The organism is Halococcus qingdaonensis (genome assembly GCF_024508235.1).
GTDB lineage: Archaea > Halobacteriota > Halobacteria > Halobacteriales > Halococcaceae > Halococcus > Halococcus qingdaonensis.
In genome coordinates this window covers 1,311,688-1,327,199 of the sequence record NZ_CP101943.1, presented here as the reverse complement: position 1 = coordinate 1,327,199, position 15,512 = coordinate 1,311,688, and the positions used below count along the sequence as shown (strand labels likewise).

13 protein-coding genes and 1 pseudogene are annotated in these 15,512 nt (G+C 67.4%); 8 read left to right on the top strand and 6 right to left on the bottom strand.

The genetic code is table 11. The features are described from left to right. The first annotated feature begins 16 nt into the window (after nucleotides 1–16). From NO363_RS06920 to NO363_RS06910, 3 genes are all read left to right on the top strand, one after another. A complete protein-coding gene (locus tag NO363_RS06920) occupies nucleotides 17–364 on the top strand; it encodes a DUF7322 domain-containing protein (protein ID WP_256687893.1) in 348 nt (115 codons plus the stop codon). Between the two features lie 24 nt (nucleotides 365–388). Continuing rightward, entirely contained in the window at nucleotides 389–811 is a 423-nt protein-coding gene (locus tag NO363_RS06915) for a DUF7346 family protein (protein WP_256687891.1), read from the top strand. A 171-nt stretch (nucleotides 812–982) separates the two neighbouring features. Then, nucleotides 983–2,038 carry an AI-2E family transporter gene (locus NO363_RS06910; protein WP_256687889.1) on the top strand — a complete coding sequence of 352 codons (1,056 nt, stop codon included), beginning with the start codon at nucleotides 983–985 and terminating at the stop codon, nucleotides 2,036–2,038. Between the two features lie 415 nt (nucleotides 2,039–2,453). Here NO363_RS06910 and NO363_RS06905 read toward each other — a convergent pair whose 3' ends face one another. After that, nucleotides 2,454–3,260 (bottom strand): DUF7388 family protein, encoded by an 807-nt coding sequence (locus NO363_RS06905; protein WP_256687887.1) that lies wholly within the window; start codon nucleotides 3,258–3,260, stop codon nucleotides 2,454–2,456. Nucleotides 3,261–3,416: 156 nt separating this feature from the next. On the opposite strand from NO363_RS06905, the gene NO363_RS06900 reads away from it, so the two are divergent. The 4 genes and pseudogenes from NO363_RS06900 (at nucleotide 3,417) to NO363_RS06885 (ending at nucleotide 9,033) form a co-directional block, all read left to right on the top strand. Then, nucleotides 3,417–5,717 carry a heavy metal translocating P-type ATPase gene (locus NO363_RS06900; protein ID WP_256687886.1) on the top strand — a complete coding sequence of 767 codons (2,301 nt, stop codon included), beginning with the start codon at nucleotides 3,417–3,419 and terminating at the stop codon, nucleotides 5,715–5,717. Between the two features lie 80 nt (nucleotides 5,718–5,797). Next, the gene (locus NO363_RS06895; RefSeq protein WP_256687884.1) at nucleotides 5,798–6,289 is read left to right on the top strand and encodes a CBS domain-containing protein; all 492 of its coding nucleotides are present in this window, start codon (nucleotides 5,798–5,800) and stop codon (nucleotides 6,287–6,289) included. Between the two features lie 49 nt (nucleotides 6,290–6,338). Then, nucleotides 6,339–8,698: pseudogene (locus NO363_RS06890) on the top strand (penicillin acylase family protein). Further along, nucleotides 8,695–9,033 carry a hypothetical protein gene (locus NO363_RS06885; RefSeq protein ID WP_256687883.1) on the top strand — a complete coding sequence of 113 codons (339 nt, stop codon included), beginning with the start codon at nucleotides 8,695–8,697 and terminating at the stop codon, nucleotides 9,031–9,033. The pseudogene NO363_RS06890 and the gene NO363_RS06885 overlap by 4 nt, the downstream one beginning before the upstream one ends. An 86-nt stretch (nucleotides 9,034–9,119) precedes the next feature. Here NO363_RS06885 and thiD read toward each other — a convergent pair whose 3' ends face one another. From thiD to NO363_RS06860, 5 genes are all read right to left on the bottom strand, one after another. After that, entirely contained in the window at nucleotides 9,120–10,463 is a 1,344-nt protein-coding gene (thiD, locus tag NO363_RS06880; protein WP_256687882.1) for a bifunctional hydroxymethylpyrimidine kinase/phosphomethylpyrimidine kinase, read from the bottom strand. Then, entirely contained in the window at nucleotides 10,460–10,606 is a 147-nt protein-coding gene (locus tag NO363_RS06875) for a hypothetical protein (RefSeq protein WP_256687880.1), read from the bottom strand. Before NO363_RS06875 ends, thiD begins: the two co-directional genes overlap by 4 nt. Continuing rightward, nucleotides 10,603–12,153: a sodium:solute symporter family transporter gene (locus NO363_RS06870; protein WP_256687879.1), complete on the bottom strand. Its 1,551-nt coding sequence runs from the start codon at nucleotides 12,151–12,153 to the stop codon at nucleotides 10,603–10,605. The genes NO363_RS06875 and NO363_RS06870 overlap by 4 nt, the downstream gene beginning before the upstream one ends. After that, nucleotides 12,154–12,834, bottom strand: coding sequence for a thiaminase II (gene tenA, locus NO363_RS06865; RefSeq protein ID WP_256687877.1), 681 nt, complete (start codon nucleotides 12,832–12,834; stop codon nucleotides 12,154–12,156). It abuts the gene before it with no gap. A gap of 200 nt (nucleotides 12,835–13,034) precedes the next feature. Further along, nucleotides 13,035–13,229, bottom strand: coding sequence for a DUF7535 family protein (locus NO363_RS06860; RefSeq protein ID WP_256687875.1), 195 nt, complete (start codon nucleotides 13,227–13,229; stop codon nucleotides 13,035–13,037). 191 nt (nucleotides 13,230–13,420) lie between these two features. Between NO363_RS06860 and mutL the strand changes: the two genes are divergently transcribed. After that, on the top strand, nucleotides 13,421–15,493 hold the full coding sequence (mutL, locus tag NO363_RS06855) for a DNA mismatch repair endonuclease MutL (RefSeq protein WP_256687873.1): 2,073 nt from the start codon (nucleotides 13,421–13,423) through the stop codon (nucleotides 15,491–15,493). Nucleotides 15,494–15,512 lie beyond the last annotated feature (19 nt).

Genomic DNA, 15,512 nt, shown 5'->3' with positions numbered 1-15,512 from the left:
ACACGACATCGACATCGTGTCCGACGATCCCGTCGACGGCTCGATCGACCGGCTTGAGCCGGACGAGCCGGACCCCGAAGCCGAATACAGCCCCGATATCCCGTCGGTTTCGGTTCCCGACGCGACGGAGGACATCCCATCGGTTTCGATCCCCGAGATCGGCGACACCGACGTCCCACCAAGGCTGGCGCGGGCGTTCTGGGGTGCGGTCGTCGCGGTCAACATCGGTCTGTTCGCGGTCTCCATCGGTCTCATGGTCGGCGTCTTCCGCGGACAGTGGCAACTCGGTGCGACCGCGATCACCCTCGGAATCGTGGCGCTGCTCTCGGGCTATCGCCGCTACCGCGCCTATCAGAACCGCTAACGGGACGCGGTTCCAAGCGGCGACATGCAGACCGTTCGTACCGATGATGGCGACCGCTATCTCCTCGTCCGTCATTCCGGCGAATCAAGCCGCGTGCGCGACCCCGTGACCAGCGAGGAGCACAGCCTCGCTACCGACCGTCTCGAACCCCTCCCCGATGAGTCGGCGCTCGACACGGCCGCCAGCGCGATCTCGGAGCCGGTTCGCCGACTGATGAGCGCCGTGCCCGACGACCGCGCGCTCGGGCTGCTTCGCGAAATCGACGTTCGTGGGCCGGTCGCAGTCCGCGATCTCCTGGCGTACGATCTCTGTGAAAGCGATCTCCACGGTCTCTGTGGGGAGTTCCGGGCGGCTGGACTGATCGAACCCTGTGAGGTCGCCGGCGAGCGCGGCTATCGGACGACTGCCGACGCGAGTACGGCGCTTGCCACACTCCGCGAGGAGTGAGGGCTGTCGTGTGTGAGTTCGACAGTGATCGTCGATCGATCGGTGATCCGTCCGGCGATATATGGTGAACCAACGGTCGTGCTATCACGACGGGACCGAAACACGACCATCGCGCTGGGGGTGGGGGGAGTAACCGCATATAGTTTAGTGGCAGCCACGAGGACCATCAGCATGGAACTCGATCGGGGGGTGCTCGCTGCGGCTATCGTCGTCTTCGCGGCGCTCTCGTTGCTGGTGGTTCTCCCACTTGCCCAGTACGTCCTGCTCGCGCTACTGCTCGGCTACGTGCTCTATCCGCTGCAGAGACGCCTCGCTCCGCGGATCGGTACGCGCATCGCCTCGGGCTCGCTCATCCTCGCGACGGCGCTCGTGGTCTTGATCCCACTCGGAACGGTGATCACGATCGCCGCGCGGCAGGCGTTGCAGGTCTACCGGGCCATCCTCTCCGGCAACCTCGGAGTCGATACCGTCGAGCAGTTCATCGGTGAGCAGTTCGGCGTCGCCGTCGACGTCAGTCGATTGCTCGGCGAGTTCAATCCGAACGAACTCGTCAACGTGGTCGAGGGCGGCGGCGGATCGGCGCTGTTCGGCAGCGTCATGAAAGTCTTCGGCGGGCTCTCGGACGTCGCCCTCGGTCTGACGGTGTTGCTCTTTCTCACGTATTACCTGCTCGTCGACGGGTCGGCCTCGATGCGCTGGTTGCGCAGTGTCTCCCCGCTGTCCGATGCCGCCTGGTCGGAGTTCGTCGAGCGCGTCGATCAGCTCGTGTGGGCCGTGATCGTCGGCAACGTCGCGGTGGCGGTCGTCCAGGGCGTGCTCACCGGCATCGGGCTGGTTGTCCTCGATTTCCCGAGTGCCGTCTTTTGGACGGTCGTCACGGTGGTGCTCGGACTGCTGCCGCTCATCGGTGCGTTCATCGTCTGGGCACCGGCGGCAGCCTACCTGCTAATCATCGGCCGTCCCGTCGCCGCCGTGGTGTTGTTCGTCTACGGAGCCACGGTCGTGAGCCTCTCCGACAACTACCTCCGACCGGTCATCGGCGGCCGCGAGGCGGGTCTCAACCCCGGTCTGTTCGTCCTCGGCATCTCCGGTGGGCTGTTCGTCTTCGGTTTTCTCGGCGTGTTCTTCGGCCCCGTCGTTCTCGGAATCCTCAAAGTGGTCGTCGAGCTGTTCGCCCGCGAGCGCGCACCGGCAGGCCCGGGCGATGGAGGGCGTCGCGCTAGCTAATCGTCGATTGGAGCGTTCCGATATTCGACCCACGCTGGGGTCGGACACGGTTCGATACCCGTCGTGCATGAACCGACGAATACGACCGGCGTATATACCACCTTGAGTCGTCATGGCCCACCTCTTTGGCGGATGGCTGTCTGCATCCGAGCGGGAACACGGCACAGCGGAGGACGGATAGTTCATGGGCCTCCGCAGCGCGTGTCTCTGGCATCACCGCGCCCCCGTGTCCCCGGCGGCCGCCGTCAAACTGCGGAGATTCTATCGCCGAACAGTAGCCACGAGCCAGACCGAAGAAGAAACGGTTCGTATGGGGCGCTTCGCGGCGTCCTCAGGCACCATCCGTCTCCTCGCGTAGGTCATCCTACTCGAACCGGTCGCTTCCCAGCATGTCGATATCGACGAGCGCCGGCGATCAGCGCCCGAGCGCCGCGGGACCGCGCGCCGGATAGCCGACGAGCGTGTCGACGCCGGCCGATCGGAGTTCGTCGATGCGTCCGTCGATCGCGTCGTCGGTGCCGACGAGCGCGAACCGCTCGATCGCCGAGACCAACACCGAGCGCGGTTCGCCCGTCGCTCCCGCATCGGTTCGCATCCCGTCGGCGGCGGTCGCGACGTCCCCGCGCGCATCGTCTAGGGCGGCGGAGACCGAGCCGCGGCGGGCGACGTAGTCGCCGAGCGCGTCCAGAAGGACGTCCTCGTCGGCGCTGCGCACGACGGGCGTGTAGACGGCGATCCCGTCGTCGAAGCCCGCCGCCCGGAGTGCGCGCACCTCGCGGATGGTCGTCGGCGCGAGCAGTTCGAACTGGGTGCCGCCGGCCGCGAGCGCAATCCGCGCGATTCCCTCGGTGCCGACCCAGGCCGCCGGCGTGCGCTCGCGGGCCGCGCCGAGCCGCGGGGCGATGGCGCGCGTTCGCTCCGTTTCGGTGAGATAGGCTGGGTTGCCCGCGACGAGCACGCGACCGACGGTTTCGGGAAGCGATGCCGAGAGACCGTCGTCGCCGAGCGGGTCGAACCCGTCGGCACGGACCGGCGTCGTGACCGACAGCGCCGTCTCGCGGGCGCGGTCGGCGAGCAGTGCTGGCTCCGGAAGGTGTTTGCGGCCCTCGTAGTCGACGACTGCGTGCCCGACATCGGAGAGATCGATCGACGCGACGTCGATCTCGGTCGGTTTGAGCGCGACGGCGTCGAACCCGCTCGCGAACGCGGCGAGATCACTCACGGGCGATCACCGGCCGGGAAGAACAGGGGCTGTAGCGGCTATCGCGGAACACGATCCATCGTCTGTGCGACCATACCGGCTCTCGGTCGATCGAGGCTCAAAACCCCGTCGGTTCGAACGGCGTGTTCCCGCCGAGCTCGCTCCGGGCGAACCGTGGTGCTCATTGAATCCGACGGCGAAGCGCTCGCGTTAGGGTTCGACGAACGGCATCCGACCGGCGAGCGTACGTATTCAATGTATGCTAACACTACTCACGACACGCACAGAGCGACCGACACAGCGACCGCCGAGACGGCGTATTTCTCGCTGCGCGGGATGCACACTCGTGCCTGTGAATCGTTTCTCGAAACGCTCGCGACCGACATCGACGGCGTTCGCGACGCGGCGGCGAGCTACAGCGCCGAGACGGTTCGCGTGACCTACGATCCCGGACGGGTCGACACCGACGCCATCGCCGACGGGCTCTCGCGGTGGGGCTACCGGGCATCGGCCCCCTCGCCGGACGCGACCGACGAGGACCGTAGCGCGCTCGCGTTCGACCGCGTCAGGACGGCCTTCGCGATCATCGTCGTCGCTCCGGTCTACATGCTCTATCTGGTCTTCTTCTATCCGGTCTATCTCGGTCTCTATCCCGACGCGTATCTCGACACCCACGCCATCGTCGTCGGCCTGTACGGCCCGGTCGTCCTGTTCACGACGATCACCGTCTTCGGCGTCGGCTTCCCGATCTTTCGCTCGGCATATATCAGCCTCCGCGAGCGCCAACTCACCCTCGACGTGCTGATCGCGCTGTCGGCGCTCGCCACGTACGCGTATTCGGTGCTCTCGCTCGCGTTCTTCGACAAAGCCTACCTCTCGTTCGACGTCGCGATGACGATCATCGTCGTGGCGACGATCGCCAACTACGTGCGTGCCGCCGACGAGCAGCGCACCGTCGCCGATCTCGCCGAGCGACTCGACGGCTCGCAATCGCGTGCGACGCGACTCGCCGACGGTGGTACCGAGACGCTCCCGGTCGACGACTGCGAGGCCGGCGACACGCTGCTCGTGAAGCCCGGCGAGCACGTCCCGTTCGACGGTCGGGTGCTCGACGGTCGCGGAGCGGTCGACGAATCGCTCGTCACCGGCGAGGCACGCCCACAGCGGAAGGTCCCCGGCGATGGCGTGGTCGGCGGTTCGATCGCGATCGACGGTGCCTTCGAGGTCCGTGTCGGCGACGGTGCGACCAGCCTGCTCGATCGACTCCGCGCGCTCGTCTGGGATCTGCAGGCGACGCAGACGAACGCCGCCCGGCTCACGAGCCGGATCGCCAGACGGTATGTCCCGCTGGTCTCTGCACTCGCCGTCGTGACGTTCGCGGGCTGGCTGCTCGCCGGAGCGACGGTCGATACAGCGTTGCTGACGGGGCTGTCGGTGCTCGTCGTCGCCTGCCCGGTGGCGCTGGCGCTGGCCGGCCCGCTCGCGCTCGGGCGCGGTCTCGCGACGGCGGCCGACCAGGGCGTGGCCGTCCTCGATCGGACGCTGCTCGAACGGATCATCGACATCGATATCGTCGCGTTCGACAAGACCGGGACACTCACGACCGGCGAACTGCGCGTGACTGGCGTCACGGCGCTCGGCGAACGGGAGGAACTCCTCGCGCGTGCGGCCGCCGTCGAGTCGCACTCGGGCCATCCGATCGCGGCGGCCATCGATGAGCGGGCGACGGCGATCGGGGACGTCGATGAGTTCGAGCACCATCGCTACGGCGTCAGCGCCACCGTGGAGGGGTCGCGAACGGCGGTCGGCAACCCGACGCTGTTCAACGAACTCGGTTGGGAAATCCCCGAAACGGTACGATCACGGGTCGCCAAGATCCGTACGGCGGGCGAGCTGCCGGCGGTCGTCGGCTGGGATGGTGCGGCGACGGGCGTCGTCGCGCTCGCGGACACACCACGAGAGGGATGGACGAAAGTCGTCGAGCGTCTCGCGGCCGACGGCAGGCGGGTCGTCTGCATCACGGGCGACGATCCGCAGGTCGCCGCCCGATTCGAGGCGTCGGCCATCGACGAGGTGTTCGCCGACGTGGCACCCGAGGCGAAGGAGGGAATCGTTCAGGAACTCGGCGCGGAGGGGACGGTGGCAATGGTCGGCGACGGCACCAACGACGCGCCGGCGCTCGCGGCGGCCGATGTCGGCGTAGCGATGCTGGCCGGCAGCGACTTCACCGCCACGGCCGCCGACGCGCTGTTGACGAGCGACGATCTCGACTCGTTCGTCGACTGTCTCGCCATCGCCCGCGGGACGCGCCGGCGGCTCGTCGAGAACCTTGCGCTCGCGCTCTCTGTTCCGGTAGTCGGGACGATGCTGGCAGTCGCGGGCGTCGTCACCCCCGTCGTCGCGTCCGCGTTGCTCGTCGTCGGCACGCTTCTCGTCGTCTTCAATAGCCGCCGTTCGCTGGCGGGAGACGACTCTTGACCGTTGGGAACGCCGGATCAGGTGGCCATCGGTGGGAGCGACACCGCAAGAGCTACCACCGCGCCGCGAGGCGTTCCGGTATGTCCGTTCGCGCGCGTGACATCATGACGAGCGAGGTCGAGAGCGTCGGTCCGGACGAGGAGATCAGCACCGTGCTGACGCGGCTCTCGCGGGCCGAGTTCAACGGGTTTCCGGTCACCGACGACGGCCGCCTCGTCGGCATCGTCACGCAGGGCGATCTCGTCGACCTGTTCCAGCCGAGCGATCGCACGCTCTGGATCCCGATCGGCTTCCCGCCGTTCATCGAACCGATCGACTACGCCTTCGATTTCTCGTGGGACGATCTCGACGTCAACCTCGATCTCGCGAAACACGCCGGCAAACCGATCAGCAGCGTGATGACGAAAGACGTCGTCACTGTCGAGCCCGACGCCAGTCTGGACGAAGTGCTCTCGGTGCTGGCCGACGAGGAGCGCGACATCAATCGCGTGCCGGTGATCGACGACGAGGAGATCGTCGGCATCATCACCCGCGAGGACCTCCTGCGGACGCTCGATCGCGAACGCGAGTAGTTCGTCCGGGCGCTCGTGGTTTTATATCACGGGCCACCCACGGTCGAATATGGCACGCGATCTCACGCGCCGCGCGCTCGTCGGGGCGATCCTGGCGGGCGGCGGCGCGGTCGGTGCGCTCTCGCCAGTCCGTGGCTATCTCGAACGGTTCGCGCCGCTCACGGGGTCAGCCTGGGACTCGACCGAACGTGAGACGGAGACCGTCGAGAGCCCCCACGGGAGCGCCACGGTACGCTACGACGACTACGGAACGCCCACATCGACGCCGAGAACGAGGACGCGCTCTACTTCGCGGTCGGCTACGCGCAGGCACGCGATCGCGCCTTCCAGATGGATCTCCAGCGCCGGCAGATGCGCGGCCGGCTCTCCGCGGTCGTCGGCGACGCGACGCTCGATTCCGATATCTTCCACACGAAGATGGACTTCGACGGCGCGGCGCGGGCGAACGTCGCGCTGCTCGAGGACACGAAGGCGGGAGCACTCGGCGAGACCTACGCCGAGGGCGTCAACGCGGTGCTGACCGACGATCCCTCGGCGATCGAGTTCTCGCTGCTCGAGTACGAGCCGGAGCCCTGGAAACCGGTCGATACGATGTTGCTTCAGAAGCAGATCGCCTGGACGCTCACGGGGAGCTTTCGAACCCTCCGAAAGGCGCTCGTCGCCGATCGATTGGGAAACGAGGCGGCGCGCGAACTCTATCCCGATCGTTTCGATCACGATTCGCCGATCATCCGCGGGCAGCGCGCGGCGGGATCGTCCGATCGATCGACATCGGGCAAACACGCCGTCGGTCCGGGGCTCGTCGACTGGCTGAGCAACTACGAGTCTCCGGCGGGGATCGGCTCGAATAGCTGGGTCGTCTCGGGCGAGCAGACGAAAAGCGGCGCGCCGATCGTGGCGAACGACCCGCATCTGAGTCTGATGAGTCCCCCTGTGTGGTACGAGATGAACCTCCGAACCGACGACGTGAGCGTGCGCGGGGTGACCTTCCCCGGGGTTCCGTTCGTCGTCATCGGCGAGAACGACGCCGGCGCGTGGGGCTTCACCAACACCGGCGCGGACGTGATCGACTTCTATCGATACGATACGCGGGATGGCCAGTATCGGTACACAAACGAGTGGCGCGACTTCGATACCGAGCGGCGCGAACTTCCCGTTAGCGACGGCGAGAACCGAACGGTGACGGTGAAAAAGACCGTTCACGGGCCGGTCATCGAGCGCGAGGGCAGTCGCGTCGGCGTCGCGTGGACGGGCCTGTCGGCCGAGCGGACGCCACAGGCGATCTACGAGTACAGCCACAGCGACGGGCTCGACGACGTGCTCGACGCCACGAAGAAATTCGACACGCCGACACAGAACCTGGTCTACGCCGATCGCGACGGCAACACGCTCTACGCCGTCACTGGACGGATCCCGATTCGCACCATGGACGGGGAGGAGGTCTCCGGAGCACGGATCTTCGATGGCTCCGCGGGCGAGGGCGAGTGGCAGGGGTTCACCCCCTACGGGCGCTCCTCCTGGGAGAGATTCATTCCGTTCGACGAGAAACCGGGCGTCGTCAACCCCGACTACATCGGGACGGCGAACCAGCGCATCGTCGACGATCCCGCGCACTACATCGCCGAGGCGTACTCCGATCCCTACCGCGGCATCCGGATCTACGATCTGCTCGATCGGCGAGCGACGTCGGACAAACCGATCGACCGCGCGTTCGTCAAGCGCATGCAGCGCGACACGCTCGATCTCCGGGCGCAAGCGCTCGTCCCGCCGCTCGTCGCAGCCGCACGCGACGCAAACGACACCGACGAACTGGATCGGTACGTCGACGCGCTCGACTCGTGGAACCACCGGATGGAGCGCGATTCGCTCGCGGCGCTCGTGTTCGCGCGCTGGTTCGAGCAGTACCGCGAGGCGACGTTCGGCCCGGAGTTCCGCGCTGCTGGCCTGGACGAGTCGTACTTCCCCGCCGACTGGGTGCTCCAGCATCTCGATCGGAAGAGCCGGTGGTTCGGCGCGGACTCGCGCGCAACGATGATGGTTGAGGCACTCCGGGAAGCCGTCGCGACGATCGAGGACGAGGGCGAGGAGCGATACGGTGACTACAACACCACCGGCGCGATGGACCATCCGCTGGGTCTCGACTTCCTCGGCTACCAGACCTATCCGACCGACGGCTCGCGCGCGACGGTGAACAACTACGCCGTCGAGAACCCCACCGGCAGCAGCTGGCGGATGGTCGTGCCGATGGCCGGCAACTCCCGGGCGATCCTCCCCGGCGGCAACTCGGGGGACTACTTCTCGCCGCACTACGACGACCAACTCCAGATGTGGGCCGACGGCGAGTACAAATCCATGTCACGGAAGCTCCGTGGAGCCCCGACCTATACTTTCGAGCGAGGGGACGAATGAGCGCCACGAGCCGCGTACGGACGGCAATCGACGACGAGCGCGTCCGGTGGCTGGCGATGGTCGCGGCCATCGCGATCGGCCTCGCCGCGAGCGCGTTCCACTGGGTCGGCCTGTTCCTGGGTGGTGTGCTCTGCGGGGCGGTGGCCGCGGATCGTCGGCGGGCGCTGCTCGCCGGGTTCGGGTTCGGCGTGCTCGTCTGGGCCGTGTTCGCGCTCTCGCTGGCCGCGAGCGGTGATCTCGGGGCCTATCTGGCGATGGGGCAGATCACCGCCGTGAGTGCCGTCATCCCGGTCGCGACCGCGACCCTCGGAGCGCTTTCGCGCTGGCTCGTGTAGCGATCGAGAATCCTCCGCAACGACTCGACGCACTCAACGAATCACGGGCGGTCGCCGATCCGAAGATCGACGTCCGTCGTGAAAAATCAGATCGCGTCGGCGAGCGCCAGCAGTCGCTCCTCCAGAACGGCCGGCGAGGGCGCGAACAGCCGGCAGATCGTTTCCTCGCCGACCGCACCGCGATCGAACACCGCATCGGGGACCGTCTCTCGATCGTTCATCGCCCGCTCGACCGCCCATGCCGCCGACTCGTCCCTGGATTCGGCGACCGACTCGCCGTCGGATCGGGTTCGATCGACTTCGACGGCGTCGAACTGGTCGGTGACGGCCTCCGCCACCGTGTCGTCGAGACGGATGGTCGCGGCCGCGACGACCGAGTGATCGTGGTCGCGGGCAGTGAGCAATGACTGGGCGACGTGATCCGACACACCGAGCCGAGGACAGCCGGCGGCCGCCACGCCGTCGGCGGTCCGGTGGAGTCGGCCATCGACCGCGGCCACGTCGTCGGCGTCCATCGCGTAGGGCGTGGCGACGGCGACGTTCAGCCCGACCTCAGGTACGAGCGCATCGATATCGCTTCGTTCGAGCGTTTCGACGAGCGCCCGTACGTCGTCGAGCGCGTCGGCGCGGGCGGCGTCGTCGTACAGCCCGGCGAGGTGGTTGACCGGGCCGTCGCCGCTGCCGACGGCGAGCCCGTAGCTCACGGCGCGGTCGATGAACCGCTCGGCGTGCTCGACGGCCGCCGGCATCGTCGCCCCGCCGGCGAGTTCGGCGGCGATCGCAGCCGAGATCGTACAGCCGCTGCCGTGGGTGTCGTCGGTGTCCCGGCGCGCCTTGCGGAACGTGTGCGTCTCGCCGTCGGCGGCGAGCACGTCGACGAGTTCGTCCTCGTGGAGGTGGCCACCGGTCACGAGCACCGCGTCGGGGCCGTCGGCAGCGATTGCCGCGGCGGCCGCGCGCATGTCCTCCTCGTCCTCGATTTCCATGCCGGTGAGCACCGCCGCCTCCGGCAGATTCGGCGTCACGAGCGTCGCCTGTGGGAGCAACTGTTCCTTGAGCACCGTCTCGGCCTCCGCGGCGAGCAGGCGATCGCCGCTCTGGGCGACCATCACGGGATCGACGACGAGCGGGAATTCGTGGTCCGCTAAGCTATCGGCGACCGTCTCGATGATGGCCGCCGAACTGAGCATGCCCGTCTTCGCCGCACTGACGGCGAAATCGTCCGTGACGGCGTCGATCTGCGCCGCGATGGTCTCTGTTGGAACGTCCTCGATCGCTTCGACGCCGCGCGTGTTCTGGGCGGTGACGCTCGTCAGGGCGCTCGTCCCGAAGACGCCGTGTGCCTCGATCGTCTTCAGATCGGCCTGGATGCCGGCCCCGCCGCCGCTGTCCGATCCCGCAACCGTCAACGCGATGTCACGCTCTGTCATGGGTTCACCTCGGCTCCCGCGGCCGAATCCGTTTCGGCCTGCGCTCCACGGGCGAGCATCACGAGGAGGAAGGCGAAGACGGCGGCGACCGCCGCCAGACTACCCCAGACGAGCAGCGCGAACGCGACCTCGCTGAGGATCATCGCTCTACTCCCTGGGACTCCATCCCGTCGTTCGCTGGTTGCCCGCCGTCGGTCACGGGACCGGCAGCGTCGTCGAGCGAGTGGACCTCGGCCGCGAGGCTATCGAGGTCGAACCGGCCATCGGACAACCGCGCCGCGAGCAGCGAGAGCAGGGCGGAGACGCCCGCCGCGCCCGCGAAGGAGTGGATGAACGAGCCGCCGGGCAGCAGCGGCCCGACGACCGGCAGTCCGACCAGCGCGCCGTGGAACGTCGGGAAGTACGCGAGTCCGACGAGCAGTCCGGCGACGCTGGCGAGCAGGACACCGCGCTCGGTCGCGCGGCCGGAGTAGAGGCCGTGCAGAAATGGAATGAACGTCGCCGCGCCGAGGAGGTCGGCGAGCAAGAACAGTTCGAGCACCGAGTAGCCCTGTGCGCCGACCGCGATGGCCGCGATCGCGACGACGACCGTCAGCGCGCGGGCGGCGTACTGGAGCGTTCGCTCGTCGGGGTCGTCGAGCACGCGCGAGAGGTCGGCGGTGACGATGCTCGCGATCCCGTTGAACAGCGTGTCGGTCGTGCTCGTGACGAGCAACACGACGAGCACGACGACTCCGAGCGTCGCCCACTCGGGCAGCGCCGCGGCGATGGCGACGAACAGCGCGACGCTCGGGCCCGCATCACCCATCAGCCCGAGCCCGGCGGCCGAGACGCCGAGCAGCCCCGCCAGCAGGATCATCGGCACGGTGACGACCGCCGCGATGGCGAACCCGCGCCGGAGCGACGTATCGTCGGCGGCGGCGAAGACGCGCTGCCAGCGGCCCTGATTGAACACGCTGGAGCCGGTGATGGCGATGACGACGTAGCCGCCGAAGGCGAGGCCGGGCACGAAGCCGAGATCGAGCAGATGTGGGTTCGCGCTTGCGATGGCTTGGTGGATGGCACCGGTGCCGCCGAGGCCGACGACGACCGCCGCGAAACTGAGTGTGAGCAGCGGCAGGATCACAAGTGTTTGGACCGTGTCGGTGAAGATGCTGGCCACGAGTCCGCCGTAGCCGGTGTAGATGAGCACGAAGCCGCCGATGATGCTCGCGGTGATCCAGGACGGAACGCTGGCCACGAACGCGAGCGCGTCCGCGGCGGCTGTCATCCCCGCGGCCAGCGAGATGAACATGTAGAACACCGCGATCAGGAGGGCGTAGCCGTACATCCACGCGCCGTAGCGGCCGTAGACGTACTCGGTCAGCGAGTGGCCCTGCGGGAGATACTCGCGCAGGCGGACGCCGACCGAGATGAACAGGAGCAACGGGACGGCGCTGCCGATGGCGTAGCCGCCGACCGCCGCGAGCCCGCCGAAGCCCGCGCCGGCCTCGGCGGGGCTGAACAGGATCCAGGCACCCATGCCGGAGGCGATCAGCGTGGCCGCCGTCGTTCCCGTATCCGCCGAGTTGCGCGCGCTGATGTAGTCCTCGACCGAGAGCATGCGCGTGCGCGAGTGGGCGACCCCGAGCGCGGTCATGGCCGCGAGCACCGTGACCGTGACCCCGAGCGCGAGCGCGGTCGTGACCACTCAGACGACCTCCTGCCGGCGTTCGTGCGGCCAGGCCTCCTCGGTGTAGGCCATCTCCCAGAAGGCGTGTTCGAGCTGCGTACAGCGCCGGAAGGCGGCTTCCATCTCGTCGCGGAGCGACGGGTTGCGCTCGGCACAGCGATCGACCAATTCGGTCATCCACGCCACCGATTCGCGGAACTCGTCGCTGGTGTACTTCTCGATGAACGGCGTGTAGCGGTGGTCGCCGTCGGAGCGCTCGGCCATGTGCTCGGCGATGTCGAGGTAGCCACGCCCGCAGGGGTAGATCGCGGCCGCGCCGACGCCGAGCGGGCGCTCGGTGGCCGTCCGCAGCAGGTAGTTCGTATAGGCGACGCAGGTGGGGACCTTCTCGACGCTCGCGAGATCCTGGGGCGTGAGGCTGTAGTCGGCGGCGAACTCCCGGTGGAGATCCATCTCCTCGTCGACGATGTTGCCGGCGACCGCGAAGCAGTGCGCCATCGTCTCTTCCTCGCGCGCTTTCGTCCCGAGCACGGCGAAGGTCTGTGCGTAATCGTGGAGATAGCGGTAGTCCTGCTCGACCCACGTCCGAAACGCCGCTTCGTCGAGGGTGCCGTCGGCCAGCTCGCGGATGAACGGGTGGTTCTTCTGGGCGGTCCACAGCTCCGATTCGGTCTCGACGAGATGGTCGCTGAAACTCATCAGGGAAACGCTACGGCTCTCGACTCATATAACTATCGAATAAAACTAGATTATATTTTGGGGAGCGACGGGAGCGTTTCTTCCGGAACAGGGGCCGAAAGACGCTTGATTCGGCGATAGAGAGATGGTATCCGATCACGGCTACATCGCGAGAGCGTACGCTGGTCGGTCGCTGCGCCGTGAGGAATCGTCGCCGCGACTCAGCCGAAGAGCTTCATCACGACCCAGCCGAGCGCGGCCAGGGGCAGCAACGGCAGCATCACTACGAGCATTCCTGCGAAGATCACGAGACCGACGACGTTCATCTCGCCGTTCGGCTGCACTCCGGCGTCGGCCGTGACCGTCGGCGTCGCTCCCGGGAGTTCGCCGTCGTCCTCGGTACTACTCTGACTCATGTATATATAGACGTGGACGACGCTAATAAAGCTGTAGCACCCGACCCGTCGACAGCGGTGGATTGATGCGTTTCTGTGTCCTCCGGAGAGATAATGAGCATCGAACCGAGCGGTGGATATCCCTCTCCGACGATCGGCCGGCGACGAGCACGTCGCCACGGAGCACACTGTCGCCGAACACGACTCCCAGCATGACCGACGGCGAAATTCACCGGCTCGACCAGTCGACGATCGAGCGTATCGCCGCCGGCGAGGTGGTCGAACGGCCCGCCTCGGTGGTGAAGGAACTCGTCGAGAACAGCCTCGATGCGGACGCCTCGCGCGTGCGCATCGCCGTCGAGCGCGGCGGGAAGGACGGCATCCGTGTGACCGACGACGGCACCGGGATGAGCGAATCCGCCGTCGAGACGGCCGTCGAGAAACACACGACGAGCAAGATCGGCGACATCGAGGACCTCGAAGCGGGCGTCGAGAGCCTGGGGTTCCGTGGCGAGGCGCTCGCGGCGATCGGCGCGGTCTCGCGGCTCACGATCCGCACGAAGGCCCGCGATGCCGACCGGGGCACCGAACTGACGATGATCGGCGGCGAGATCGAGAGCATCGAGCCGGCCGGCTGTCCCGTCGGCACGACCGTCGAAGTCACCGATCTGTTCTACAACGTCCCGGCACGACGGAAATATCTGAAGCAGGACCAGACCGAATTTGGCCACGTCAGTCGCGTGGCGACGGGCTACGCGCTCTCGAACCCCGACCGCTCGCTCACGCTCACGCACGACGACACCGAGGTGTTCTCGACGACCGGCCAAGGAAGCCTCGAAAGCACGGTACTGGCGGTCTACGGCCGCGAGGTCGCCGAGGCGATGATCCCGCTCGATGGCGATCTCGACGAAGAGGGCCCGCTCGACGCCATCGACGGTGTCGTCAGTCATCCCGAGACGACACGCGCGAGCACGCAGCAGTGTACGGTGTTCGTCAACGGGCGCTACGTCCGCGCGGGAGCCGTCCGTGACGCGATCGTCGACGCCTACGGCGGCCAGCTCGCAACCGACCGCTACCCCTTCGCCGTCGTCTTCCTCTCCATCCCGCCGAACACGGTCGACGTGAACGTCCACCCGCGGAAACAGGAGATCCGCTTCGCCGACGAGGAGACGGTGCGCGACCAGGTCGAAACGACCGTCGAGAGCGCACTGCTGGAGGCGGGTCTCGTGCGGTCGGGCGCGCCGCGCGGTCGGTCGGCCCCCGAACAGACGGCCATCGACCCGCACTCGACCGACGACGGGGCGAGCGATCACGGGACGACCACTCGGGAGACGACCGATCGAGAGACGAACGACGTACGAGCGGATGGGACGGCGGCCGACGGGACGGAACCAGCCGAACCCATATCGACGGCCGAATCAATCGAAGCGAGTTCCACAGCAGAGCCAGCGTCGAGCGACGACGAACTGGTCGGCGAGCAGCAGACGGAGCCAACTACATCGACGGAATCGGGAGAGAGTTCAGAAACTGTCGAGGGATCACGGTCGCCGGAACGGACGATGGACGGCGCGGCGAACGGAACGACCGAGGAGCGAAAATTTACCGAGACGCCCACGCAGGCGACGCTCGATGGCGAGACGGTCGCCGACGAGCCGGATTTCGAGCGGCTGCCGCGCCTGCGTGTGCTCGGCCAGCTCCACGACACGTATTTCGTCTGCGAGTCGCCCGACGGGCTCGTGCTCGTCGATCAGCACGCGGCCCACGAGCGGGTCAACTACGAACGACTGCGCGATCGGGTCGCCGGCGAGACGAACATCCAAGAGCTCGCCGAGCCGGTCACGATCGAGCTGACGGCCGCCGAGAGCGCGCTGTTCGAGGAGTTCACCGAGGCACTCTCGGCGCTCGGTTTTCGTGCCAGCCCGAGCGACGGGAAGACGGTCGAGGTGGCAGCGGTGCCGGCGGTGCTCGCGGGCGCAGCCGATCCCGAACTGCTGCGGGACGCCCTGTCGGCGTTCGTCGACGAGCGCGATCCCGACGAGACGATCACGCAGGTCAGTGACGCGCTGCTGGCCGATCTCGCCTGCTACCCGTCGATCACGGCCAACACGTCGCTGTCGGAGGGATCGGTGACGGAGCTACTGCGCGCGCTCGATGACTGCGAGAACCCCTATGCCTGCCCGCACGGCCGTCCCGTCGTCATCGAACTGAGCGAGCGCGCGCTCGAGGAACGCTTCGAGCGTGACTACCCCGGTCACGCGGGCCGACGGGCAAGCCACGACCCATAGCGATCGTCGATCGGACGTA